This window comes from Alkalihalobacillus trypoxylicola (genome assembly GCF_001590785.1).
In the GTDB taxonomy this organism is placed as follows: domain Bacteria; phylum Bacillota; class Bacilli; order Bacillales; family Bacillaceae_D; genus Alkalihalobacillus; species Alkalihalobacillus trypoxylicola.
On record NZ_LTAO01000001.1, the window covers coordinates 382,851 to 406,529 of the forward strand.

The 23,679-nt window shown below is 37.7% G+C and carries 21 protein-coding genes; 6 read left to right on the forward strand and 15 right to left on the reverse strand.

The window, feature by feature from the left end:
* The first annotated feature begins 119 nt into the window (after positions 1-119).
* The 5 genes from AZF04_RS21485 (at position 120) to AZF04_RS01845 (ending at position 9,267) form a co-directional block, all read left to right on the forward strand.
* On the forward strand, positions 120-4,079 hold the full coding sequence (locus tag AZF04_RS21485; protein ID WP_061947319.1) for a SpoIID/LytB domain-containing protein: 3,960 nt from the start codon (positions 120-122) through the stop codon (positions 4,077-4,079).
* A 696-nt stretch (positions 4,080-4,775) separates the two neighbouring features.
* Positions 4,776-5,540 carry a DeoR/GlpR family DNA-binding transcription regulator gene (locus AZF04_RS01830; protein WP_061947320.1) on the forward strand — a complete coding sequence of 255 codons (765 nt, stop codon included), beginning with the start codon at positions 4,776-4,778 and terminating at the stop codon, positions 5,538-5,540.
* Complete coding sequence (gene pfkB, locus AZF04_RS01835) at positions 5,537-6,448, forward strand: 1-phosphofructokinase (RefSeq protein ID WP_061947321.1); 912 nt, start codon at positions 5,537-5,539, stop codon at positions 6,446-6,448. Before AZF04_RS01830 ends, pfkB begins: the two co-directional genes overlap by 4 nt.
* Before the next feature lie 16 nt (positions 6,449-6,464).
* Complete coding sequence (locus AZF04_RS01840; RefSeq protein WP_061947322.1) at positions 6,465-8,348, forward strand: PTS fructose transporter subunit IIABC; 1,884 nt, start codon at positions 6,465-6,467, stop codon at positions 8,346-8,348.
* 400 nt (positions 8,349-8,748) lie between these two features.
* The gene (locus AZF04_RS01845; RefSeq protein WP_061947323.1) at positions 8,749-9,267 is read left to right on the forward strand and encodes a hypothetical protein; all 519 of its coding nucleotides are present in this window, start codon (positions 8,749-8,751) and stop codon (positions 9,265-9,267) included.
* 491 nt (positions 9,268-9,758) lie between these two features.
* Here AZF04_RS01845 and rplS read toward each other — a convergent pair whose 3' ends face one another.
* The 10 genes from rplS to smc form a co-directional block, all read right to left on the reverse strand.
* Positions 9,759-10,106: a 50S ribosomal protein L19 gene (rplS, locus tag AZF04_RS01850; RefSeq protein ID WP_045486424.1), complete on the reverse strand. Its 348-nt coding sequence runs from the start codon at positions 10,104-10,106 to the stop codon at positions 9,759-9,761.
* A gap of 119 nt (positions 10,107-10,225) precedes the next feature.
* Complete coding sequence (trmD, locus tag AZF04_RS01855) at positions 10,226-10,960, reverse strand: tRNA (guanosine(37)-N1)-methyltransferase TrmD (RefSeq protein ID WP_061947324.1); 735 nt, start codon at positions 10,958-10,960, stop codon at positions 10,226-10,228.
* Positions 10,957-11,478: a ribosome maturation factor RimM gene (gene rimM, locus AZF04_RS01860; RefSeq protein ID WP_061947325.1), complete on the reverse strand. Its 522-nt coding sequence runs from the start codon at positions 11,476-11,478 to the stop codon at positions 10,957-10,959. Before rimM ends, trmD begins: the two co-directional genes overlap by 4 nt.
* Positions 11,471-11,884 carry a YlqD family protein gene (locus tag AZF04_RS01865; protein ID WP_061947326.1) on the reverse strand — a complete coding sequence of 138 codons (414 nt, stop codon included), beginning with the start codon at positions 11,882-11,884 and terminating at the stop codon, positions 11,471-11,473. Before AZF04_RS01865 ends, rimM begins: the two co-directional genes overlap by 8 nt.
* 134 nt (positions 11,885-12,018) lie before the next feature.
* Entirely contained in the window at positions 12,019-12,249 is a 231-nt protein-coding gene (locus AZF04_RS01870; protein ID WP_045486436.1) for a KH domain-containing protein, read from the reverse strand.
* 21 nt (positions 12,250-12,270) lie between these two features.
* Positions 12,271-12,543: a 30S ribosomal protein S16 gene (rpsP, locus tag AZF04_RS01875; protein WP_003322054.1), complete on the reverse strand. Its 273-nt coding sequence runs from the start codon at positions 12,541-12,543 to the stop codon at positions 12,271-12,273.
* Between the two features lie 146 nt (positions 12,544-12,689).
* Entirely contained in the window at positions 12,690-14,048 is a 1,359-nt protein-coding gene (gene ffh / locus AZF04_RS01880; protein ID WP_061947327.1) for a signal recognition particle protein, read from the reverse strand.
* Between the two features lie 11 nt (positions 14,049-14,059).
* The gene (locus tag AZF04_RS01885; RefSeq protein WP_045486443.1) at positions 14,060-14,392 is read right to left on the reverse strand and encodes a putative DNA-binding protein; all 333 of its coding nucleotides are present in this window, start codon (positions 14,390-14,392) and stop codon (positions 14,060-14,062) included.
* 182 nt (positions 14,393-14,574) lie between these two features.
* Positions 14,575-15,573: a signal recognition particle-docking protein FtsY gene (gene ftsY / locus AZF04_RS01890; protein WP_045486445.1), complete on the reverse strand. Its 999-nt coding sequence runs from the start codon at positions 15,571-15,573 to the stop codon at positions 14,575-14,577.
* A gap of 12 nt (positions 15,574-15,585) precedes the next feature.
* On the reverse strand, positions 15,586-19,152 hold the full coding sequence (gene smc, locus AZF04_RS01895) for a chromosome segregation protein SMC (RefSeq protein WP_061947328.1): 3,567 nt from the start codon (positions 19,150-19,152) through the stop codon (positions 15,586-15,588).
* A gap of 235 nt (positions 19,153-19,387) precedes the next feature.
* Between smc and AZF04_RS01900 the strand changes: the two genes are divergently transcribed.
* Positions 19,388-19,612: a DUF1128 domain-containing protein gene (locus AZF04_RS01900; RefSeq protein WP_045486451.1), complete on the forward strand. Its 225-nt coding sequence runs from the start codon at positions 19,388-19,390 to the stop codon at positions 19,610-19,612.
* A gap of 43 nt (positions 19,613-19,655) precedes the next feature.
* Here the strand turns inward: AZF04_RS01900 and rnc are convergent, their stop codons facing one another.
* The 5 genes from rnc to plsX form a co-directional block, all read right to left on the reverse strand.
* Positions 19,656-20,447, reverse strand: coding sequence for a ribonuclease III (rnc, locus tag AZF04_RS01905; protein ID WP_045486455.1), 792 nt, complete (start codon positions 20,445-20,447; stop codon positions 19,656-19,658).
* A 167-nt stretch (positions 20,448-20,614) separates the two neighbouring features.
* Positions 20,615-20,851: an acyl carrier protein gene (locus AZF04_RS01910; protein WP_045486458.1), complete on the reverse strand. Its 237-nt coding sequence runs from the start codon at positions 20,849-20,851 to the stop codon at positions 20,615-20,617.
* Positions 20,852-20,957: 106 nt separating this feature from the next.
* A complete protein-coding gene (gene fabG, locus AZF04_RS01915) occupies positions 20,958-21,701 on the reverse strand; it encodes a 3-oxoacyl-ACP reductase FabG (RefSeq protein WP_061947329.1) in 744 nt (247 codons plus the stop codon).
* 1 nt (position 21,702) lies between these two features.
* Complete coding sequence (gene fabD / locus AZF04_RS01920) at positions 21,703-22,650, reverse strand: ACP S-malonyltransferase (protein WP_061947330.1); 948 nt, start codon at positions 22,648-22,650, stop codon at positions 21,703-21,705.
* A gap of 16 nt (positions 22,651-22,666) precedes the next feature.
* The gene (gene plsX / locus AZF04_RS01925; RefSeq protein ID WP_061947331.1) at positions 22,667-23,665 is read right to left on the reverse strand and encodes a phosphate acyltransferase PlsX; all 999 of its coding nucleotides are present in this window, start codon (positions 23,663-23,665) and stop codon (positions 22,667-22,669) included.
* Between the last annotated feature and the right edge of the window lie 14 nt (positions 23,666-23,679).

The following is a 23,679-nucleotide window of genomic DNA, read 5'->3' on the forward strand; positions in this document are numbered from 1 at the left end:
TTTATTTTGAAATAATGTGTTGAAAATTCTAAATTGTCAACTTATAATGAATTCCAATTGATAAGAAAGGAGGATCTTGTTCTATTCTATTAACAAACCGAATTTAAAGGAGGATTTATATGATAAAGAAAGCGCTTACAAAGTCGATGTATGGATTTCTTGTTTTTGTTTTATTATTTGCCCATATGCCTCAAGCTTTTGCTAGTGAACCTTCTTCAGATGATACTACAGGGTACTTTCATGAAAAAATTATGTCAAAAGTAGCTAATCATTTAGAATTAGAATTACAAGGAATTCTCCCTCTTGCCACAAATTACACCGTTCATCAAATTAAAGATGGACAACCTCAAGCAGCCACCTTTTCTGATGTTCGAGTAGGAGCTGAAAATGTCGTAGTCAAAGTCAACTCCCAAAGAGAGATTGAAAAAATTGAGATTTACGGTGATACTCCTATTGAAAACATCCGAGTCGGTATACATAATACAGGTTTCGGTTCACTTGACCATGAACAATTTCAAGCTCGCTCTTTAGCCGGTCTTACTATAAGTGATAAAAAAGCCGAGGAAAGTTTTAATATTTCCGCAAATGAAACGGTAACCATTAAAAATAATGGTACAGCTTTAACCGTTCAAAAAGATGATGAAGTGATTTATGAAACCGAAAATCGCTTATATGTCCATTCACTTGATGAAGAAGCAAAAATTACGATCGACTCACACCAAAGAAATTATGGTGCACCTAGTTATCGTGGTTTCTTTGAAATAACAGCGTCTACAAGTGAACAGAAGCTTCGTGTTCTAAATGAAGTCAATTTTGAGCATTACTTATACCAAGTTGTTCCAAGCGAAATGCCAGCTAGTTTTGGTGAAGAAGCATTGAAAGCACAGGCTGTCGCTGCTCGTACCTACGCCTTAAATAATTTCTTCTCAACATCTCATGTAGCGAATGGGTATCAAGTCGTAGATAGTGTCTTAAGTCAGGTATACAACAATGTCTCAGAAAATGATATGACCACCCGTGCCGTTGATGCCACTAAAGGTGAAGTTATGCGAAGTAATGGTCAATTAATTGATGCTCGCTTTTATTCAACTTCAAGTGGATATAGCCAAACGAAACACGAAACATGGGCAGAAGGTGACGGTACTTACCCAAGCGCCGTTGTCCCTTATTTAATGGCTGAGACTCATATATATGATCCTGTGACGATGGAACCCATTGAATTTGACACAGCCAATGAAGAAGAGATGGAGCAATTTTTTCGAGATTTATCGTTACGTGGTTACGGAGATGACTCTCCTTTACATCGCTGGAAGATCGAACTGACAGCTGAAGAATTAACGAGCACCTATAATATTAATTTAGCCACACGTTATAACGCTGATCCTAAATTCGTCTTAACCTTGGATGAGAATGGCGAATTTGTCTCTAAGCCAATACCTGTCGAAGGAATTGGTGAACTTATAAGTTTAGAGGTCGCTAAGCGCGGTGCTGGAGGTGCTGCTACAGAGCTAATTATCGAAGGTACAGCCGGTACCTATAAGCTTATTAAAGAATTTAACATTCGTTTCACGACTAGTTTAACAGCCGCGCACTTGGGGACTTCTAATGCAACGATACACCTAGCACCAGGTGGCAGTGAAGATTATAGCTCTACTCGAAATAATTTAGGTACACTCCCTTCCTCATCTTTTGTGTTGGAGCATACATTCACAGATGATAACCAATTAGAATCGGTCACTTTTTATGGTGGTGGTTTTGGACATGGTGTTGGCATGAGTCAATACGGTGCTGGAGATCTTGGGAAAAGACTTGGCTGGAATTACCAAGAAATTCTAGAACTCTATTATCAAAATATAGATTTGGATTATATTTATGATGCCGTTATAGAAGAACCGCCTACAATACCTCCTATTGAAGAACCAATGGAGACTAGCTTCCAGGAAAGAATTATGTCCAAAACCAGTTCTTCTCTTGAGTTAGAGCAACAAGGAATACTTAACCTTGCTTCTGATTTCCAAGTAATAAGAATCGTTGATGATGCAGAAGAATCAGCAAGCTATGCAGATGCTCGTGTTGGTGCTGAAAATGTAACCGTTCATGTCAACAATGAGGGTGAGATCGTTCTAATCGAAATTGATGGAGCTACACCTGTTGATAATATGCGTGTGGGTATTATGAATCAAGGCTTTGCTTCTATTGACCATGATGTATTTAGTGTCCAATCAGATCAAGGTTTAATGATTCTGGATAAAAAAGGAGAGGAATCCCTTTCCATTCCCGCCTCTGAAAATGTGACGTTTACAGTTACAAACGGTACAATTTCTGTTGAATCCGATGGACAAGTCCTTTATGACAGTACAGAACGTCTATATGTAGAAGCCATTGAGGAGCAAGAACTAGTAAACAGTAATGAATCTAGTTTTCCTAGCCTTACTGTTACGTCATTTACTAGAGCTCAAGGCATCCCTCATTATCGAGGTGTTTTTGAAATTACTGCTTCACCTACAGATGGAAAATTAAGAATTATAAACGATGTTCATTTTGAGGAATACCTATTTCAAGTTTTACCAAGTGAAATGCCTGAATTTTTCGGCTTAAATGCTTTAAAAGCTCAAGCAGTAGCTGCAAGAACCTATGCATTAAGTGACTATTTTAGCAATCGATTCACAGCAGATGGTTACTTTGTTAATGATAGTGTTTTAAGTCAAGTCTATAATAATAGTGCTGAAAACCCTACCTCTACCCAAGCTGTATTAGAAACAAGTGGCGTTGTGATGGTGGATGAAAACGACCAATTAGTGGATGCTCGTTATTATTCTACTTCCAGTGGATTTGGTGCTTCTAAGCATCAAGTTTGGTCAGAAGCAGATGGGGCGTTTCCTGGTACCGTCACTCCTTATTTAATCTCACAAAGTCATACATTTGACCCGAATAATCCAGGACAAATGTTAGAGATTGATACGCAAGATGAGGACATTCTTAACGCATTTTATAAAGATTTATCTTATGAATCTTATGATGGGGAATCATGGTACTTCCGTTGGATGGTTGAGCTTTCTCACGAAGAATTAGCTAATACAATTAATGCGAATATTTTTGAAAGATATGAAGCACAAAGGGATTTCGTTTTAACGTTAGATGAAAATGATGAATTTGTTTCAAAGCCTATTCCTGAAGATGGAATTGGTGAATTTGTTAATATGTATGTTTCAGAGCGTGGCGATGGTGGTTTGGCGATGAGCCTTATCATTGAAGGAACAACAGGAACCTATCAAATTTTAAAAGAATACAATATTCGCTTTTTGATTCGACCACGTTCTCAAGATACTGGTGGTGATACCGTTACTCTTTATCGCGCTAAACAAGGCGAAGGTGAGTATGGAATGCCACTTGACAACTTTTCCATTTTACCTTCTGGATTTTTCAGTTTTGACTTGGAAGATGAGCATGTCTCTTTCTATGGTGGTGGATACGGACATGGCGTAGGCATGAGTCAATTTGGTGCGTATCAGCTTGGTGAGTTCAATGATTGGGACTACTCAAGCATTCTAAGCGCCTATTACCCGAATATGAATTTAATTCATTTCGAAGAAGGAACCGTTATAGAAGTACCTGGTGACGGTGACCCGGGTGACGGCGACCCAGGCAATGGCGATCCAGGCAATGGTGATCCAGGCAATGGCGACCCAGGCAATGGTGATCCAGGCAATGGTGATCCAGGCAATGGCGACCCAGGCAATGGTGATCCAGGCAATGGTGATCCAGGCAATGGCGACCCAGGCAATGGCGATCCAGGCAATGGCGACCCAGGCAATGGCGATCCAGGCAATGGCAATCCAGGCAATGGCGATCCAGGCAATGGCAATCCAGGCAATGGCGATCCAGGCAATGGCGATCCAGGTGTTGGAGCTCCAAATGACAATGGTTCCAGTGGCTCCAACGGCGATAAAACTCAGAATCATCCATTACCTAACACCGCAACCTCTTATTTTAATTTACTATTAATTGGCTCGAGCTTGCTTATTGTTTCGTTTAGCATTCTGATGTTCAACAGACGCATTAGATTAAGCTCCGTCTAAATAGCATATCCTAAAAAACTGAGGAGCAGATTTGTGAAAGAAACTGCCCTCAGTTCTTTATTGATTTCACTTCTTTCCTCTCCATATAAACAGTTCTTATAATAAAACAAATCCATTTCATTAAAATACTTTCCTGCTCTATCTCAGCTCAATCTTTTCTTGTAGTGATTGTTATATATTCATAACCAACAAAACGGTCAACATATCTCCGAACCTCGAACATCGATAGGACCTCTTAAATAATAAGTACTCTCCACATTTTCGCAAATGGCTTCCGTTTACTATAACTATTTATACTTGTATCAACCATGCTCGGTTACAACTATTGCGATTTGAATAAAAATTTTTTTACTTGCAAACGGAACGATTAGGTTTTTGATTTTCACTTTAAGTAGATACTTTCCGAGGGCTTGTCTTCAGCTAACTCTGACTACGCAGAACTACGTCAGAGTGGATCTTCAAACTGCGCTCATCCTTTGGGAGTCACTACCTACCGTTACAATCTACGAGTTGATTCATTTACATTAAAGACATTTTTTATAATAAATGGTCGGTTTTATTCACTTATAGAGCAATGATGAAATTCACTTAGTTTGTCTTGAATAAAATACCAAAATTTATAATGATAGTTTTTGGTTGATTTTGATTGATTATGAATGTATTATGAAATTAAAATAAACAAAGGTGGTTCTCACTATGTTAACGCTCGAACGAAAAGAGCTCATTTTATCTTTATTAAAAAATCAAGAAATCATAAAAATACAAGATATCATTGACCACACAAAAGCTTCTGAATCAACGATAAGAAGGGATTTAACAGAGCTGGAACAAGAGAAAAAACTAAAGCGTATTCATGGAGGGGCTACTCGTTACACAAGTAAAAGAGAAGAACCTACGATGGAACAAAAAACACTCAAAAATCATCACGAGAAAGTAAGCATTGCCAAAAAAGCAGCCTCTTTTGTTCAAGATGGTGATTGTATCTTTCTAGATGCTGGAAGCACCACCTTTGAAATGATTCCTTTTTTAAAAGGCAAGGAAATTGAAGTCGTTACGAACGGCTTGTCAAATATCCCTGCTTTACTAGCTGCCAACATTCAAACCCATGTTCTTGGTGGTTATGTTAAAAAAGGCACACATGCTTTTATAGGTCGTCATGCCTTAGAGACTCTCGCTCACTTCCGCTTTGACTTTGCCTTCCTTGGAACAAACGGTGTTACTGTCGAGGATGGGATTACAACCCCCGATCCAGAGGAAGCTTACATTAAAGCAAAGGCGATCGCCTCGAGTCGGCAAACCTTTGTTTTAGCCGACCATACAAAATTCGGTGATGTCACCTTTTCAAAAATTACAGCCATTAGTGAGGTCAATCTCATCACGAGTGAATGGTTAGAAAAGCAAAATGCGGAGTTAGTAAAAATATTAAAAACAAACACAACTTTGGAGGTTTCACCTGTATGATCTATACCGTCACTTTAAATCCTGCTTTGGATTATTTTGTTGCAGCACCATCGATACAGGTAGGCAGCCTAAACCGTGCTACATCTGATCAAAAAGAACCAGGCGGTAAAGGAATAAATGTTTCAACTGTATTGACATCTTTACAAGCTTCTAATGTGGCCTTAGGTTTTATTGGAGGTTTCACAGGAGAGTTTATTCAATCATCATTAAAACAGCGAGGTGTTCGAACAGATTTTATTCGAATTAAAGAAGATACACGATTAAACGTAAAGGTAAAGAGTGAGGTCGAAACTGAAATTAATGGTGTGTCGCCTACCATTACTATTTCAGAGCTTAATCAATTAACCGGTCAACTAACACAATTAAATAAACAAGATATTGTCGTTTTATCAGGGAGTGTTCCATCGGCACTTGAACCAGAGATTTACCAAAAATGGATAGCAACCTTAAGAAAAAGAGAAGTGAATGTTTTTCTTGATACTAGTGGTCTCCCTCTCACATATGCCATTCAAGAAAAACCAACTTTTATAAAGCCTAATCACCATGAGTTATCAGAACTGGTTGGTCAAGAAATACACTCCATTGAAGATGCCATTGCACCTGCTAAACAACTAGTCGAACAAGGCATTCAATATGTGATGGTCACTTTCGCTGGAGACGGGGCTCTGTTCGTTAGTGAAAATGTAACGTTACTGGCAACAGCTCCTACTGGTCAATTAATCAATTCTATTGGTGCTGGTGACTCCACCGTAGCCGGATTCATCTATGGATATCAAAAAAATTGGAGCTTACATGACTGTTTCCAATTTGCCATTGCCGCGGGAAGTGCGACTGCTTTTTCAGCAAACCTGGCACAAAAGCAAGACATTGAATCATTATTAGAAAAAACGTATATACGTCAAGTATAAAAAGGAGCATTTTACTATGAGAATATCTGATTTACTCAGGAAAGAAACGATGATACTTGATTTACATTCATCTTCAAAATCAGAAGTCCTTGATGAATTAATTGAAAAACTCGATCAAGCTAATACATTAAACGATAAAAAATCTTTTAAACAAGCTATTCTTAAGCGTGAGGAGCAAAGTACAACAGGGTTAGGAGAAGGCATTGCGATTCCCCATGCCAAAACCTCTGCTGTTAAAACTCCTTCTATTGCTTTTGGACGCTCGCAAAAGGGCATTGATTTTGAAGCTTTAGACAGCCAGCCAAGTCACTTGTTTTTTATGATTGCCGCTTCTGAAGGTGCAAATAATGAACACTTAGCTACCCTTTCAAAGCTATCAACCTATTTAATGGATGAAACATTTAGAGAACATATTCTAAAGGCTCAATCAATTGAAGAAATCTTAGACATTATTGATTTAAAAGAAAAGGAAGAGTCCGAGCATGATGAACTAACACAAGAAAACAATCAAGAGCAAGTTTTTATTCTTGGTGTTACAGGATGCCCAACAGGAATTGCACACACATTTATGGCTGCTGATGCTTTAAAAAAGGAAGCTAAAGAGCGTGGGTATCATATTAAAGTTGAAACGAATGGCTCTGCTGGTGTAAAAGATAAGTTAACAAAAGAAGAGATTGAAAAGGCTGATGGAATCATCATTGCCGCTGATACAAAAATTGAGATGGATCGTTTTCACGGTAAACGTATTGTTATCGCCCCTGTGTCGGACGGCGTTAGAAAACCAGCTGACTTAATCGACCGATCTCTATCAGGAAATGAACCAGTATATCAAGGAAAAGAACTTAATGAGGAAAATCAAGACAGTAAAGGTTCCAATTCATTTGGTGCTAGTATTTACAAGCATTTAATGAACGGCGTTTCTAATATGTTACCATTCGTTATCGGTGGTGGTATTCTCATCGCAATAAGCTTTATTTTTGAAACCCTTTTTGGTAAAGAAAATTTTATTCGTGAACTATTAATGACGATTGGTAGCGAAAATGCCTTTGCTTTATTTATCCCGGTTCTTGCTGCTTTTATTGCAATGAGTATTGCGGATCGTCCCGGTTTTGCTCCTGGTTTAATTGCCGGTTATATGGCATTTATGAATGATTCAGGCTTTTTAGGTGGGTTAATTGCTGGTTTCCTTGCCGGTTATATCGCATTATTAGTGCGTCGTCTATTAGCTAATTTCCCACAAAGTTTAGATGGGTTACGTACAATTTTATTTACTCCTGTCTTAACTATTTTATTTACAGGTACACTCATGTATTTCTTAGTGAGTCCATTAGCTACTGTTAATGTAGGACTACAAGAATGGTTAGGAAATCTCGGAACTAGTAATATGGTCATTTTAGGAATCGTCCTAGGAGCGATGATGGCTATAGACATGGGAGGCCCCGTTAATAAAGCCGCTTATACTTTTGGTATTGCAATGCTTGATGCTGGTAATCTTGGACCACAAGCAGCCGTTATGGCAGCAGGAATGGTTCCACCACTCGGTATAGCGATTGCAACAACCATTTGGAAGCATAAATTTACAAAACAGCAACGTGAATCTGGTAAAACAAATTATATCTTAGGTGCTTCATTTATAACAGAAGGTGCTATTCCTTTTGCTGCTGCGGATCCTGTTCGTGTTATCACAGCAAGTGTGATAGGTGCAGCTGTAGCAGGAGGTTTAACAGGCTTATTCCAAATTACACTACCTGCTCCACATGGAGGAATATTTACGATGTTCCTTGTTAATGGCACTAACTTTTCATATGTAGGATTATATGCCTTAGCTATCATCATCGGCTCGTTTATTACAGCAGTGATTTATGGAATCATTAAACAACCTCTACAAGAAAAAAACTAATGTAAAAATCTAAGATATAATTAAAAACTCCGTCTCTGAAAAAGAGATGGAGTTTTTTCTGCTAATTGAAAGTGAATTTTGCCCTTCTATAGGCGGTGTATTTCTCCATATTCAGCAGTATCAATACAAAATCCACTTCATTTTTGACCTTTTTGTCCTTCAAAATGAGAATCAAATAGAGCTCTAATTAACCTTTAGAATTCTAAATATAATTCACCTGATACCTCCACTCTCTAAAAAACTTCTTCTACACTGTGAGACTTCCCTAAAAGGAAAAACACAATCAAATGATTACAATATGATAAGATATAATAAAAGTTATGTATAAGGCATGGGAACAAATTGAATCAACTGTTACGAAAATGTGAATACTTAAAAAATCATTTTAGGAGGTCAACTCTTGATTAAAATGGAGACGTTTATCAGAATAGATGAGAATGATATTGATTCTACTAAATTTATTGATCTATCATTACACGATAAATCAAAACATTCTATTTTAAAAAAGCATCTCTATGAGAATTACCTTTTATATTATGGTTATGTTTATTTAGAGTATAACAATGAAGTAATCTTAGATAGCTCCCACTGTAATGCATTAGATGTATACTGGTGCTATATGTCTAATATTATGATTTATGACTTAATTGAAAAGGGATATAAATCGGACTTTATTTCAGGAGAAAGTGAGCCCTATGAGCTACAACTCACAAATAAAACGGTGGAATTTACAATAAATGAAAAAACGTATAGCCTACCAAAATATGAATTTTTAAAGGTACTATTGGAGGAAGAAAAATATTATATAGAATTTCATAATGATGCTATGAAAGATAAAGAAGAAGAAAAAATACCATTATTATTAACCAAAGAATTACTATTAAAAGTTGAAGAAATGAAACCTAAACCTAATGAATAATATCTGTATATTCAATGGGGTTTGCATTTAAGTTATTCCCCCACTAGCTCTAGGAGTTATCACGTTTTCTTATCCTTTTGCTTGATTGTCGCTTGGAGGAAGACATTTGAAACTCTTTTTCGTTTTGGCTGAGGTTCTTTGAAAACCTTTTGGATTGTATGTAGCTTGTCTATGATGTTAAGACCGATATGATAAACCACAAAACGTGTTCAACCTTTATATAGTCAATCACATTATGTTTAATCCTCTAATTATAACGATATATAACCCTTATTAAACCCAACTATCACTCATTTTAACTGCTCTAATTCATCCTTAGTAAAGCTACATCAATCTTCTGTTGTCTCCCTAGTTTTCCACATCAATAATCCTCCTAAGTCGTACTATTTTATTATTTTTAGACGTCTGGGATACGTTACTTTAAAAATAAAAAAGACGACCCCCACCATAATATGGGAATCGTCTTAGTCATTGATTTTACGTCATTTTTCTTATCGACGAACTTCTTTAATACGGGCCGCTTTTCCACGTAGGCTACGTAGATAGTAAAGTTTCGCACGACGTACTTTACCGCGACGCTTCACTTCGATCTTAGCGATCTTCGGTGAATGTAATGGGAATGTACGTTCAACGCCAACACCGTAAGAGATTTTACGAGCTGTAAACGTTTCGCTAATACCAGATCCACGACGCTTGATTACAACGCCTTCGAATAACTGAATACGCTCACGAGTACCCTCAACAACCTTAACATGAATAACTAGCGTGTCTCCAGGACGAAAGCTTGGAAGATCAGTGCGTAGTTGCTCACTTGTAATTTCACGGATAATGTTGCTCATGTAATTCCACTCCTTCCATACAGATGTTCTTGTGTATCAAAATAGACAGCGGAACATCGTAATCACGGGCAATTGCCACAAAGAATATAATAGCACATATAGCTATTAGTCACAAGTATTTATTCTTCTTTTTCCCATTGTAATAGCCATTTCTTTTCTTCAGCGGTTAAATGTTTCTTTTCTAATAAATCAGGTCTTCTCTGCCACGTCCGTTTTAACGATTCTTTTGCACGCCACTCTTCTATATGTGCATGGTGTCCTGATAATAGCACATCCGGTACCCTCATCCCTCGAAAATCGGCAGGGCGGGTATAATGTGGATGCTCTAGTAAACCCGTTGAAAAGGAGTCAGATTTAGCCGATTCATCGTTTCCAAGTACACCAGGCAATAATCGAACAACACTATCCACAACGACCATTGCTGCCATTTCTCCACCTGTTAATACATAATCCCCTATCGATATTTCATCGGTTACTAAATACTCTCTAATTCTCTCATCATAGCCTTCATAATGGCCACATAAGAGCACGATATGGTCCTCTTTAGATAGCTCTTCTGCTTTTGATTGCTGATAGGGCTCTCCTTGAGGACAGAGTAATACAACTCTTGGTTTCTTAGTCGTTTTTGTCTGCAAATCAGCTACAGCATCAAAAAGCGGCTGTGGGCGCAGTACCATGCCTGCTCCACCTCCATAAGGATAGTCATCAACCTTTAAGTGCTTATTATCTGTATACTGTCTAAAGTCACATGCATTTAAATGAACAAGCTCCTTTTCCTGCGCCTGCTTAAGAATCGAGGATTCAAAAACTCCAGTAAACATTTCTGGAAAAAGAGTGAGCACATCTATTTTCATTCTAGTAATCCTTCCATTACATGTATGATAATCGTCTTATTTTCAACATTTATTTCTTTGACGACTTGCTCAATATAAGGAATTAAAATATCACGGCCTTTTTCTTTTCTCTGAACAATCCAAACATCGTTGGCACCGGTTGATAGAATGTCTTTAATTTTGCCAAGCACTTCTCCTTCTTCCGTTAACACCTGACAGCCAAGAATTTCATGGTAGTAAAATTCATTGTCTTCCAGATCCTCAAGATATTCAGATGAAACATATAGAGATTGACCTTTGTATTTTTCCACATAATTAATATTTTGAAGATTTTCAAAAGAGAGCAATGTAAAATTTTTGTGCTTTCTACTTGTTGCAATTTTAACAATTATCTCTTTTTTTGTATTCGGATCGGTCAGCATTAGCTCTTGTCCTATTGCAAAGCGCTGCTCTTCAAAATCAGTCGTTGCGATTACTCTTACTTCACCTTTTATACCGTGTGTATTGACGACTTTTCCTACTCGGTACCATTCATTCATGTGTATTCCTACTTTCACGATATTCTATTAATAGCCCATCTTTTACGATAATCTCCAATTGAGATTTTTCATCAAACCATTCTTCTCCTATGTTACGCTCAATGACTAGGTCCACTTGATCGACCTTTAATTCTGAACCGAGCTCTAGCTTATGTATTTGCTGCTCACGAAATGAAAGAGTGTGAATTCGTTCTTCTCTTTTTTTAATTTCTTTATTATATTTTAACCGAATCGAATGCTCATCATGCTTATGTCCAAGTTCTTTTAATGCTTTATGCTGTTGAAATTCCAACTGTTTCTTTTCTTTTTGACACGCAAATAATTGTTCCTGTATATCGGTTAGTAGTTCTTCTTTTTTGGATTCCGTTAAAATGTGCTTCACAATAGCCTTCCGGATAAACTTCAAAAAAAGCCACCTCCATACGTCCAGACAAACGATTCTACTTTTATTTTATCTCATACTATGAGAAAGTTCTATGCTTGAAAATGTAAATTAGTAAAATAAAAAAGGTGAGGAAACTCCCCACCTTTTTAGCGTTGCTAATCGACGATATCTACTCGTACTCGCTTGTTTTGCTTCATTGCTGCGGCATAAACAACTGAACGAATTGCCTTAGCTGTACGACCTTGTTTGCCGATTACTTTTCCAATGTCACTTTCATGAACATTTACTTGGACCAAAAGTTGATGACCCTCATCTTTTTCCTCGACTTTAACATCTTCTGGTCGTTCAACAAGAGCTTTCACCATCTGTTCAACTAACGCCTTCATCGCATTCTCCTTTTTGAAGAATTACTTTTGATTCTTTGCATTGTGTAGTTTTTCCATTAAACCAACATTTGAGAAAAGGTTACGCACTGTGTCAGAAGGTTTTGCACCTTTTAACATCCAATCAAGTGCTTTCTCCTCTTTTACATCAAATTTAGCTGGTTGAGTTAAAGGATTATATGTTCCAATCTCCTCGATGAAACGACCATCACGTGGCGCACGAGAATCTGCAACAACTACACGATAAAATGGGGCCTTTTTAGAACCCATACGTTTTAAACGGATTTTAACTGCCATTTTTAAAACACCTCCGAAATAGAATCACACAATAATTTATAATATCATCAATTTCGCTAGAGTCAAGAGAAAATCCTTAACAGACATAAATTTCTATATTTGTTTGGAATTTATTCCTTTTTTTACTAGCAAAAACGACTTTTCCGTTAGAATGGAAGCTTTAAGCCTCCTAAGCCTTTTCCTTTTTTCTTACCTTTACCAGAAGTCATATTCGACATTTGCTTCATCATCTTCTTCATTTCCTCAAATTGCTTTAAAAGACGATTCACTTCTTGAATACTCGTTCCACTTCCATTGGCAATTCGACGCTTACGACTGGCATTCATTATACTAGGGTCCTGCTTTTCTTTTGGTGTCATTGAACGAACAATCGCCTCAATGTGTCCAATTTGCTTTTCATCGACTTTTAAATCCTTCATACCCTTCATTTTATTCATTCCAGGCATCATATTTAATAGCTCATCTAATGGTCCCATATTACGAACCTGACTTAGTTGATCTAAAAAGTCATCAAAGGTAATGTCCATCGTTCTCATCTTTTTCTCAAGCTCTTTTGCCTTTTCTTCATCAACATTCGCTTGAGCTTTTTCAATCAAAGTAAGAACATCGCCCATTCCTAGTATACGAGAAGCCATTCGCTCAGGGTGAAATGGTTCGAGTTGGTCAATCTTCTCGCCCATACCGGCAAATTTAATCGGCGTATTGGTTACGGCTTTAACCGATATAGCCGCTCCCCCACGTGTATCACCATCAAGCTTTGTTAAAACGACACCCGTTAGGTCTAGTTGCTCATTAAAGCTCTCTGCAACATTTACCGCATCTTGCCCTGTCATCGCATCAACAACTAGTAACACTTCATCTGGCTTAGCTATCTCTTTAATTTGTTGAAGCTCATTCATTAGCTGTTCATCAACATGTAAACGACCAGCAGTATCGATTAGCACATAATCATAATGCTCTTTTTTCGCTTCTTCAATCGCCTGCTTAGCTATTTCAACAGGACTCACTTGGTCTCCTAAAGAGAAGACTGGCATGCTTAATTGTTTACCTAGAGTTTCCAGCTGCTTAATCGCGGCTGGACGATAAATATCAGCAGCAACAAGCATCGGCTTTCGGTTATGTTTTTTACGAAGATGATTGGCTAATTTTGCGCTGGTTGTTGTTTTACCTGCCCCTTGTAATCCAACCATCATCACGACTGTAGGTGGCTTGTTATTTACGGCAATTTTGCTCTGCTCTCCACCCATCAATGATGTTAATTCTTCATTTACTACCTTTATAACCTGCTGACCAGGTGTCAAACTTTTCATGACATCTTGGCCTAATGCTTTTTCTCTGACATTGGCAATAAATTGCTTAACTACTTTAAAGTTAACATCCGCTTCAAGCAAAGCCAAACGAACTTCACGCATCATTTCTTTAACGTCTTGTTCACTTACCTTACCTTTACCACGAATTTTTGTAAGAGTTCCTTGAAGCCTTTCAGCTAATCCTTCAAATGCCATTTGGTCGCCTCCTAATCTAATGTCTCAAGAGATTGAACGATGGTCATCATCTCTTCAGGAGTCGCGTTGCTTGTTAGTTTTGATTTTAGCTCCGTTAATAATTTTGAACGAGATTCAAACTTATTTAACAATAAGAGCTTTTCTTCATATTCTTCAAGCATCGCTTCCGTTCGTTTAATATTATCATAAACTGCTTGGCGACTAACTTCAAACTCTTCAGCAATTTCTCCTAAAGAAAAATCATCAAGGTAATACAGCGACATGTACTTTTGCTGTTTCGGTGTAAGTAAAGCTTGATAAAAATCGAACAAAAAATTCATTCGTACCGTCTTATCTAGCAACATACTCATCTCCTTGTTAAGTGATTTTCCTTTACAAGAGATTATGATACAGACTTTTAAAGTTAGTGTCAAGTTTTTTTCTTAACAGTTTATTTTGATAGTCGTTTCAAAAAAATAAAAGGAAGCCACAGCGAATACTACCTTAAGTAAAAACGAACTGTGAGCTTCACATTTTTAATGATCGATTATGAACTCTGATTGGAATTCTCTTCTTCTAGAGCATCCTTAAATAACCCATAAACAAATTGATTGGCATCAAAAGGCTGTAAATCATCAACTTGCTCTCCTAAACCAACAAATTTAACCGGAATATCTAGTTCATTTCTAATCGCTATGACAATACCACCTTTGGCTGTTCCATCAAGTTTAGTCAGCACAATACCTGAGACGTCTGTTGATTGTCCAAATGTTTTTGCTTGAGATAGAGCATTTTGTCCAGTCGTAGCATCTAAAACTAATAGAACCTCATGAGGGGCTCCTGGAACTTCTCTTTCAATCACTCGCTTCACCTTTGCGAGCTCATTCATTAAGTTTACTTTGTTTTGTAATCGACCGGCTGTATCACAAATTAATACGTCGACAGCTCTTGATTTCGCGGCTTGAACTGCGTCAAAGACGACTGCTGCTGGGTCTGATCCTTCTTGCTGTTTAATGACATCAACACCAACTCGTTCTCCCCACACCTCTAATTGATCGATCGCTCCAGCACGGAACGTATCTCCTGCGGCTAATAAGACCGATTTACCTTGTTTCTTTAGATGATTAGAAAGCTTTCCAATCGTCGTGGTTTTACCAACCCCATTTACTCCTACTACTAATATAACCGTTAAACCATTATCGGAAAATTGAAGACTAGGATCATCGTCTTCTTTTTCGAGAAGCTCAGCAAGCTTTTCAGAAATGACCGGCTGAATATCACTTGTATCTTTTATATTTCTTAAGCGTACCTCATCCTTTAATTCATCTATTAGGTTCATGACTGTATGAACACCAACATCTGCACTTATTAAGATCTCTTCTAGCTCTTCGAAAAATTCTTCATCCACTTTTCGATAGCGATAGACTAGCTCATTCATTTTACCAACGACAGATTCTCTTGTTTTTTCAAGTCCTGATTTGAATTTGTCTGTAACCTCTGTTGTTTGCGAAGAAATCTTTTCTTTTAATTTTTTAAAAAAGCTCATCTTATATTCCTCCTAGCTTCCGACTAACTCTTTAGTCTCTTCTAATTTAACGGATACTAAACGAGAAACCCCAGATTCTTGCATGGTGATTCCATACAATACATCGGCTTCTTCCATCGTTCCCTTACGATGTGTAATGACAATAAATTGAGTTTCACTACTAAAATCCTTTAAGAAATGAGCAAAGCGGCTCACATTCGCTTCATCAAGAGCAGCCTCTACTTCATCTAACACACAAAACGGGACGGGCCTAACTTTTAAAATAGCAAATAATAATGCAATTGCGGTTAAAGCCCTTTCTCCACCTGATAATAGTGCTAAATTTTGACGTTTTTTCCCTGGTGGCCTTGCGACAATTTCTACACCTGTCATTAATAAATCATCTGGTGTTGTAAGCACTAAATCTGCTTCCCCACCTCCAAAAAGCTCTTTAAATACGACCTGGAAGTGAGAACGAATTTGGACAAAGCTCTGCTCAAAACGTTTCGTCATCTCTAAATCCATTTCATTAATCACATCATGAAGCGTGGATTTAGCGGACAATAAATCGTCTTGTTGAACTTTTAAGAAGTCAAAGCGTTCTTTCACTCGTTCGTATTCTTCAATCGCTCCTAAATTAACTGTTCCTAGCTCTTCAATGGAAAGCTTTATAAGTTTAACCTTTGTGGCTGCTTCCTCTGCCTCTATAAGCAAAGGATATTGATGCTTGGCCGCTTCATAGGATAATTCATACTCCTCTCTTAGCTGTGTTAACCCATTATCTAATTCGACATCATAACGGTTAACCTTAACCTCCTTGGACTGCACCTGGCTAATTAAATAGGTTAAGCTAGCTTGATTTTCTTTAAGCTGAGCTTCAAGGCTTGTATAACGCTCATCTAACTGCATTCTTTCTTCCTGCATTTGCGAGAGCTTTTGAGCTAAACGTTCCTTACCTTTTCTATTTTCATCTATTTGCTGCTCCAGCGAGCCTTCACCGGTTGTCCGATTCGTCATTTCCTGCTGAATAAATTGCGCCTGCTCTTTTAACTCCATGAGTTCCGAGTGCAAATGCTCTTTTTCTTGCTCTATGCGAATATTTTCTTGATTTTTATTTGTATATCGTTCCTTCAAAGTGGCTAGCTCAATTTGTTCTTTCGTTAATTGTTCAACTAACCTCTCCTTGGAGCTTTGTTTTTGAGCCAGCTTTTCTTCTAATTGCTTGATTTGTTGCTCTAGCTCGTTTCGTTGTTTCTCTAATGTAATTTCTTTCTGCTCTAGTTCTTTAATACGTGTCTGGATTCTCTTCTCTTCATCCATGAAACTATTTTGTTCACGATCATAGCGAAGAAACCGGTCCTCCATAGATTTTTGTTCAAGCTCAATCTCTTTTTTGTTTGCTTTTAATTCTTGTTCCTTTGACCTTGCTTCTTCTCCTTTTAAGCGAAGCTGCTCTAATTCTTCTTCAGACTCTGCCATTTCATGCTTTAATTGCTTCACCTGCTGTTCTAATTGAAGCGTAGATTTTTCCATCGACTCGTACTTAGCTGCTACTTCCTCTAACTCTCTTTTACGACCTAGAAGAGGTGCCTGCTTTTGTTTCATACTTCCACCCGTCATCGAACCACCAGCATTGACCACATCACCTTCAAGAGTTACTACCCGATAACGATACGATAGCTTTGCAGCAATACGGTTAGCAGCTTCTAAATCCGAAGCAATGATTACATGACCTAGCAAGTTCCAAAAGATATTATGATAAGACTGGTCAAAGTTTATTAAAGTAGCTGCGACCCCTACAAACCCTGAATCTTTTTTAATCGGTTGAAGCTGATAGTCATTAATTTCGCGAGCCTTTAAAACAGAATGTGGTAAAAAGGTAGCTCTTCCTAAACGGTTTCTTTTTAAGAACTGAATGGCCATTCTTGCATCACTTTCCGTCTTAACGACTACATGCTGCATCGACGCACCTAAGGCCGTTTCCATCGCAGCTTCATAATCTTTTGGAACGACTACTAATTCAGCAACGGCTCCTACTACACCAGGAAGCTGATTTTCTCTTGCTTTTAAAATTTCTTTTACTCCCTGAAAAAATCCAGAGAAATCAGATTCCATTTCTTCGAGTACTTCTTTTTTAGATTTTAACTTCTGCAGCCACTGGTAAGCTTCATACAGCTTCGATTCTTTTTGGTTAAACGTATTTTTTTTCGTTTCCCATTTACTCTTTTGTTGACGATATCGATCTGTAAGATGGCTCATCACATCTTGAGCCTCTATTAATGTTTCATTAGCCTCTTTCCACTTATCTTCTAGCTTTTCTCTAATAGACAGTAGCTCTTCATTTTCAGTATGTAGCCTCTTCGTTTTTTCGCTCTGCTGACGATGCTGTTCTTCTAAGTATCGCTTTTCATTCCGAACAGAGGCTCCTTCATTCAAAATTTCAATATAATCCCCTTTTGATTGCTCAAGAATCTCATGAACGTCTTCTTCGCTTTCTTTAAGTAATTGCTCTTTTTCTTTTACTTTATTAGTTAACTCCATTAATAGAGCTTTTTCCTTCTTTAGCGAGCTTTCACTTTCTTGACTGGCCATCTCCATTTTTTGAAGCTGTGCTTCTTTATCGATGATAGACTTTGTTAAGGATTCTATATTTTCACTGGCATGCTTCAGCTGCTCTTTGTATAGACGCTTTCTTCCTTCAGCTTTTTCCAATGATTCACTTGTCATAAGCAATTCTTCTTGTAACTGATTCAAATCATATTGAAGCTGCTTAGAGCGGTCTCTTACATGTTCCAGATTTCCTTCCATTTTCTCTACTTTTTCTGCTTGCACTTCTTGCTTTTCTCGATAGACAATCAGAGCTTCTTTTTCTTCTGTCCATTTTTTGTGTAGCTCCGTTATTTGATGAACTAACAGCGCTATTTCTATTTCTTGAAGCTGTTCTTTTTTCTCTAAATACTCTTTCGCAATGGAAGATTGGATCTGTAAAGGTTCTACTTGACCCTCTAACTCATATAAAATATCCTCCACACGATTTAAATTTTCTTGTGTTTCAGATAAACGTTTCTCCGCCTTTACTTTTCTTGTTTTATATTTTAAAACACCTGCCGCTTCTTCAAAAATCACTCGGCGGTCTTCTGATTTACTGCTTAATATTTCTTCGACTTTTCCTTGTCCAATGATGGAATAGGCTTCTCTTCCTAACCCTGAATCTAAGAATAAATCAATGATATCCTTTAAGCGACAAGTTTGTTTATTAATTTGATACTCACTATCTCCCGATCGGTAGACTCTTCTTGTTACACTTACCTCTGTATAATCTACCGATAAATGATTATCCTCATTATCAAGAACAAGTGTGACCTCTGCAAAATTTAAAGGCTTTCTTGAATCACTTCCAGCAAAAATAATATCCTCCATTTTTGCTCCACGAAGGGACTTGGCCGACTGTTCCCCAAGCACCCACCTAATGGAGTCAGATATATTACTTTTTCCACTTCCATTTGGACCCACTACGGCGGTTACACCTGGAACAAAATCAATACCTATTTTTTCAGCAAAAGATTTAAATCCGACCACTTCTAGCCGTTTGAGGAACATACGCATACCCTCCACTTTCTTTTATACAACTTATTTATTTTATCACATCCTCGATACTCATGACAGAATGGATAGTCAATATTCACAGCTTTATATCATTATTGAAGAAACAATCGACACTACTTGCAAAAAATACAAAAAGAAAGTATTGAATTTCTTCCACAGTATAGGAATTAAGTGATAAAATAAGACAAGTAGATGTTTAATTTGAAAGAATGTACAGGAGGTACTACTATTGGATTTGAGTGTAAATAGTCGTGAGAATATTGAATATATGATTGAAGCGATTAAAGATAAGCTACAATTTGTAAATGCAGGAGCCATTAACGCGAAAAATTTTAATACAGACAAATATGAAGAATTAGTTGAAATTTATGAAATGATCATGAAGAAGTCTGCCTTCTCTGTTAGTGAGCTTGATGCCATTGCCTCAGAGTTAGGCGATCTACGAAGTAAATAACGAAAAAACGTGTACTCCTTTAGAGGAGTACACGTTTTTCCATTCAGGAAGGCGATTTTTGGCTAAGTTTTACTAATGCCTGTTGAGCGGCGTGTTGTTCAGCCTCTTTTTTCGAGCGACCTGTACCTACACCAAGTGAAGCATCATTTAGCTGTACCTCGGAAACGAATTCCCTATTGTGAGCAGGACCTCGTTCCTGAACGATAACATATTGAATTTGACCTAAATTATCTCGTTGAATTAATTCTTGCAATTGGCTTTTAAAATCCATCATATGAGAAAAAGCACCCTCATCGACTTTAGGATAAATCGTTTTGGTTAGAAATTCGTAAACAGCTTCCATCCCTTGATCCAAGTACAAAGCACCAATAAATGATTCGAAGATATCTGCTAATAAAGCCGGTCTTAGTCGACCTCCTGTAATCTCCTCACCTTTTCCAAGTAAAACTAACTGCCCAAAATTCAATTCTTGAGCAAACTTAGCAAGAGAAGGCTCACAAACAATAGAAGCTCTAAGTTTCGTCATATCTCCTTCACTCATTGATTTAAATTTTTTGTACAAAAATTGAGAAATCGCTAATTCTAACACTGCATCTCCTAAAAACTCTAAACGTTCATTATCTTGAAACGTATAAATCCGGTGCTCATTCACATAGGATGAATGCGTAAAAGCTTGAATTAATAATTTCTTATTTTCAAACATAAAGCCGATTTCTTTTTGTAATAGGTCAAATCTTTCTCGTTGTTCATTAGATAAAGTTAACCGTCTTGGACTTCGGCGTCGCTCCTGATTAGTAGTTCTTGGCTTTTTATGATTTTTTGAAGACTGTGACATGGCGACCTCCAACACTTAATGTAAAATCAATTCTATTTTGCACCTTAAATAGAAGTATACATATGTTCTAAATGAAAACCTAGTACTTATCAAAAAAACATAAATAAGAAGTAGAACTTCATTTAGAAAGCAAGTCCCACATGGTCATCCATCTGGGACTTTACTCATTAATTGCTGGCGTTGTTTATGTAATTTACTACATCAGCAACTGTAGAAATTTTTTCAGCATCTTCATCAGAAATCGTTAATTCGAATTCGTCTTCAAGCTCCATCACTAGTTCTACAACGTCTAATGAATCTGCTCCTAAGTCATCTTTGAATGAAGCTTCTAGTTTTACTTCAGACTCTTCCACTCCAAGACGATCGACGATAATTTTACTTACGCGTGATAATGTATCTGCCATTAATCGTTCACCCCCTCTCAATAGTGTTTCAAACTAGATGAATTTTACCGAGTCCTTTTCATTCTGTCAAGATAAAAAATGGATAGGTCTATACGAGTAATGCCCGTTATGGCATCACCATTCCACCGTCTACATGAAGAGTTTGACCCGTCATATAATTAGCATCATCACTCGCTAGAAAGCGAACGACAGCCGCTACTTGCTTTGATGAACCTAATGCTCCAAGTGGAATAGAGCTTAATAATTGTTCCTTCATTTCTTCATTTAACTCATCAGTCATATCCGTTTCAATAAATCCAGGCGCTACAGCATTCACTAAAATAGAACGATTCGCTAATTCACGAGCTAAAGTTTTCGTCAAACCTATAACTCCTGCTTTCGCTGCGACATAATTAGCTTGACCTGCATTTCCTAACGTACCCACGACGGATGCGATATTAATAATTTTTCCACTACGCTGCTTCATCATTGGACGGGTAACAGCTTTTGCACAGTTAAATACACCCTTTAAATTCGTGTTTATAACCGCATCCCATTCTTCTTCTTTCATTCTCATAATTAAGTTATCTCTTGTAATTCCAGCGTTGTTCACTAAAATGTCAATTTTCCCAAAACGATTAATCGTTTCTTTTATCATCGCTTGAACTTCATCCGCATCGGCTACATTTGCTTGGTAAGAGAATGATTCGACGCCAAAGCCTTTAATTTTTTCGACTACTTTTAAAGCTTTTTCTTCGTTCCCAGCGAAATTGACGACAACATGAGCTCCTTTTTCTGCTAGCTCAAGCGCTATCGCTTCACCAATCCCTCGCGAAGCACCTGTAACAAGCGCAACCTGACCTTGTAACATGTTAGTTTTCCTCCTCTTTCATTTTATCAAGCATTTTATTTAAGCTCGCTCGATCTTGAATAGAATAAACGGTTGAACGACGGTTAATTTTTTTAACAAGTCCCGCTAACACAGTACCTGATCCAATCTCAATAAACGTATCGACTCCCTCAGACAGTAAGTAAGAAATACTATCTTCCCAAAGCACTGGTGAATAAACTTGTTCAATTAGATAATTTTCTAATTGGTCTGCTTCTGTTACGCTAGTTGCGGTTACATTAGCAATGACCGGAACATTTGCATTCACTAGTTCAATTTCTTCAAGCACATTCTTTAATTTCCTTGAGGCAGGCTTCATTAAAGAAGAATGAAAGGGTCCACTTACTTGTAGAGGCAAGACACGTTTAGCACCTTTTTCCTTAGCTTGACCACCAGCTATTTCTACCCCTTCAGCCGTTCCTGAAATGACAATTTGCCCTGGACAGTTTATATTGGCTAACTCTACGACATAACCGCTTTTAGATACCTCTTCACAAATAGCTTGTAATTCGGTTCTGTCCAATCCTAGTACAGCTGCCATTGCACCTTCTCCGAAAGGTACCGCTTCTTCCATAAATAAACCTCTATTACGAACAGCATATACAGCATCTTCAAACGATAGAGCACCTGCAGCCACTAGAGCGCTATATTCACCTAAACTGTGCCCCGCTACATAATCAGGTTTGATTCCTTCTTCTCTTAGTAGTTCTAGAACAGCGATACTCATCGTAACTAAAGCAGGCTGAGTATGCTCTGTTCTTCTTAATGTTTCCTCAGGACCTTCTTCAATGATTTTGCTTAGCTCATATCCTAAACGTTTGTCAGCTCTCTCAAAAAATTGTTGACTACTCTCATTGTCTTCCCGAAGTGCATTTCCCATACCGACAGCCTGAGAGCCTTGTCCCGGAAATAAAAAAGCAACTTTCCCCATTGTAACAACTCCTTTTTTATTCTACCTCTTCTTTTATCTTTGCCACTTCGTTTGTTATGATGGTAACCACTTGTTCTTGAACCATTTCATAGGCTTGGCGAATAGCATGGTAAACCGCATGACTATCAGATGAGCCATGAGCTTTAATAACTGGTGCTTTTAATCCAAATAATGCAGCTCCACCATACTCCGAATAATCGAGCTTTTGTTTAATATCCTTAAAGCTAGGTTTCAAAATAGCTGCTCCAATTTTATTCTTGGCTGATTTCGTAAATTCCTTTTTAAGAATCGAAAACATCGCAGAAGCGGTCCCTTCAATACTTTTTAAAACAAGATTACCAGAGAATCCATCACAAACGGCTACATCGACAACTCCATGTAATAAATCACGAGCCTCTACATTACCGTTAAAGGAAATCGTCCCATTATTCATTAGGGCAAAGCTTTCCTTCATTAACTCGTTCCCTTTTCCATCCTCTGTCCCGACATTAACAAGGCCGATTTTAGGTGAGGAAACCTTTCTAACCATCGACATATAAATCTCACCCATCAATGCATATTGCTTTAAGTGAGTGGGCTTTGCATCCATATTTGCTCCAACATCTAAAAGTAAAAAGCCTTTTCCATCAACAGTCGGAAGCATTGGCGCTAGAGCAGGACGTTCAATCCCTGGAATTCTCCCTACATGAAGCAAGCCAGCAGTCATTAAGGCACCTGTGTTTCCGGAAGAAATACATGCATCTGCACGACCCTCTTTCACTTCTCGAACGGCTAATACCATCGAAGAATCCTTCTTTCTTCGAACAGCAGTAGTCGGTTGATCGGTATCCTCTATTTTTTCAGTTGTATGTAAAATGGTAATTCCAGTCATATTCGTTATATATTTTTTGATCTTTTCTTCATCACCAATTAAGGTCATTTCTAACTCTTTTAATGTTTTAATCGCTTGTTGAGCAGCCTCCACTTGTGCTTGTGGAGCATGATCGCCACCCATTACATCTAAGGCTATTTTCATCATATAAAACCCCT

Coding starts and splice junctions, on each gene's coding strand:
- AZF04_RS21485 (WP_061947319.1), top strand. CDS start 120: ATGATAAAGAAAGCGCTTACAAAGTCGATGTATGGATTTCTTGTTTTT.
- AZF04_RS01830 (WP_061947320.1), top strand. CDS start 4,776: ATGTTAACGCTCGAACGAAAAGAGCTCATTTTATCTTTATTAAAAAAT.
- pfkB (WP_061947321.1), top strand. CDS start 5,537: ATGATCTATACCGTCACTTTAAATCCTGCTTTGGATTATTTTGTTGCA.
- AZF04_RS01840 (WP_061947322.1), top strand. CDS start 6,465: ATGAGAATATCTGATTTACTCAGGAAAGAAACGATGATACTTGATTTA.
- rplS (WP_045486424.1), bottom strand. CDS start 10,106: ATGAGCAACATTATCCGTGAAATTACAAGTGAGCAACTACGCACTGAT.
- trmD (WP_061947324.1), bottom strand. CDS start 10,960: ATGAAAATAGATGTGCTCACTCTTTTTCCAGAAATGTTTACTGGAGTT.
- rimM (WP_061947325.1), bottom strand. CDS start 11,478: ATGAATGAATGGTACCGAGTAGGAAAAGTCGTCAATACACACGGTATA.
- AZF04_RS01870 (WP_045486436.1), bottom strand. CDS start 12,249: ATGAAGGCGTTAGTTGAACAGATGGTGAAAGCTCTTGTTGAACGACCA.
- rpsP (WP_003322054.1), bottom strand. CDS start 12,543: ATGGCAGTTAAAATCCGTTTAAAACGTATGGGTTCTAAAAAGGCCCCA.
- ffh (WP_061947327.1), bottom strand. CDS start 14,048: ATGGCATTTGAAGGATTAGCTGAAAGGCTTCAAGGAACTCTTACAAAA.
- AZF04_RS01885 (WP_045486443.1), bottom strand. CDS start 14,392: ATGTTGCTAGATAAGACGGTACGAATGAATTTTTTGTTCGATTTTTAT.
- ftsY (WP_045486445.1), bottom strand. CDS start 15,573: ATGAGCTTTTTTAAAAAATTAAAAGAAAAGATTTCTTCGCAAACAACA.
- smc (WP_061947328.1), bottom strand. CDS start 19,152: ATGTTCCTCAAACGGCTAGAAGTGGTCGGATTTAAATCTTTTGCTGAA.
- rnc (WP_045486455.1), bottom strand. CDS start 20,447: ATGTCACAGTCTTCAAAAAATCATAAAAAGCCAAGAACTACTAATCAG.
- AZF04_RS01910 (WP_045486458.1), bottom strand. CDS start 20,851: ATGGCAGATACATTATCACGCGTAAGTAAAATTATCGTCGATCGTCTT.
- fabG (WP_061947329.1), bottom strand. CDS start 21,701: ATGTTACAAGGTCAGGTTGCGCTTGTTACAGGTGCTTCGCGAGGGATT.
- fabD (WP_061947330.1), bottom strand. CDS start 22,650: ATGGGGAAAGTTGCTTTTTTATTTCCGGGACAAGGCTCTCAGGCTGTC.
- plsX (WP_061947331.1), bottom strand. CDS start 23,665: ATGAAAATAGCCTTAGATGTAATGGGTGGCGATCATGCTCCACAAGCA.